At 61.6% G+C, this 1,303-nt stretch carries 3 protein-coding genes; all 3 read left to right on the forward strand.

Features of this window, described 5'->3' with window-relative positions; translation table 11 throughout:
- The coding region (locus BV911_RS19900) for a transposase (RefSeq protein ID WP_205963926.1) at positions 1–345 on the forward strand (345 nt) is incomplete at its 5' end.
- On the forward strand, positions 342–689 hold the full coding sequence (gene tnpB / locus BV911_RS18755; RefSeq protein WP_086055046.1) for an IS66 family insertion sequence element accessory protein TnpB: 348 nt from the start codon (positions 342–344) through the stop codon (positions 687–689). The genes BV911_RS19900 and tnpB, both read left to right, overlap by 4 nt.
- Positions 690–767: 78 nt before the next feature.
- Positions 768–1,303 (forward strand): IS66 family transposase zinc-finger binding domain-containing protein (locus BV911_RS18760; RefSeq protein WP_205963925.1); only part of this gene is annotated, 536 nt, incomplete at its 3' end.

The following is a 1,303-nucleotide window of genomic DNA, read 5'->3' on the forward strand; positions in this document are numbered from 1 at the left end:
CGGTCAATCTGCATGCAGGCGCGGGTTTCCGGGGTGTCGGTTGCGCAGGTTGCGCGGCGCTACGCGATGAATACCAACCTGATCCATAAATGGCTTCGCGATCCTCGGTTTTCATCAGGGGAGCAGAGTGTGGATTTGTCAGTGCCTGAGGGCGCAACGTTTCTTCCAATCGAGGTTGCGGGCATGACGTCTGTCCCAACGGTACCCATTTCGCCCACACATTCCACAGGTTCCATCACCGCGCAGCGCGTGGACATCACGTTGTCGGATGGTCGGCGGATACTGCTGGAAGGGACGACCGCGCTGTCGTCGGTTGTTGCGCTGATCGAGGGGCTGGCGCGATGATCCCGGTGCCGAGCAATACGCGGGTATGGCTGGCGGCCGGCGTCACGGATATGCGGCGGGGTTTCAACACGCTGGCAGCGCAGACCGAACAGGTTTTGGCTGAGGATCCGTATTCCGGCCACATGTTCGTCTTCCGCGGTCGCCGGGGTGATCTTTTGAAGATCATCTGGTGGGATAGCCAGGGGGCCTGCCTGTTCACCAAGCGGCTGGAGCGGGGTCTTTTTGTCTGGCCTGCGGCCAAGGAAGGCAAGATCAGCCTGAGCCCGTCGCAGCTGTCGATGCTGCTCGAAGGGATCGACTGGCGGACCCCACAAAAGACCTGGCGACCGCTGGTCGCGGGATAGGGATAAATACCAACAAACCATGGGTTCTGACGCTGTTTTGCATTCCCTGCTATGGGGCGATCTGGTATAGGTTGTCCTATGCTGGAGGCCTTCAAATCCCTGCCTGAAGACCCTGACGAGCTGCGCTCTGTCAGCGCGCAAATGCTCCAGCATATCCAGTCTCAGGCCTACCAGATCGAGAAGTTGAAGGCCGAACTTCACGGCCATCGCAAGGCGCGCTTCGGTTCGAAATCAGAGGGCATGGATCAACTTGCTCTTGATCTGCCGGAAGACGACGAGATCGCGCAGGCCGCCAAGGATCAGCACGCCGAGCAGTCGCCCGGCGATGAAGAGGCCCCAACCAACACGCGCCAGCACAGCCGTAAGCCGCTGCCAGACCACCTTGATCGGGAAGATAAGGTCCTGTCACCCGGTGAGGCATGCACGGGATGCGGCGGCACACTGCGCCAGGTGGGCGAGGACGTGACCGAAGAACTGGATTACATCCCCGGTCACTTCGTCGTGCGGCGGTTCATCCGCCCCCGCATGGCCTGCACCTGCTGTGAAGCCTTCGCCCAGGCCCCGCTGCCGTCCCGCCTGATCGAACGCGGACGGCCCGGTCCCGGCCTCGTGTC

The organism is Pseudoruegeria sp. SK021 (genome assembly GCF_002119405.1).
Classification (GTDB): Bacteria; Pseudomonadota; Alphaproteobacteria; order Rhodobacterales; family Rhodobacteraceae; genus Meridianimarinicoccus.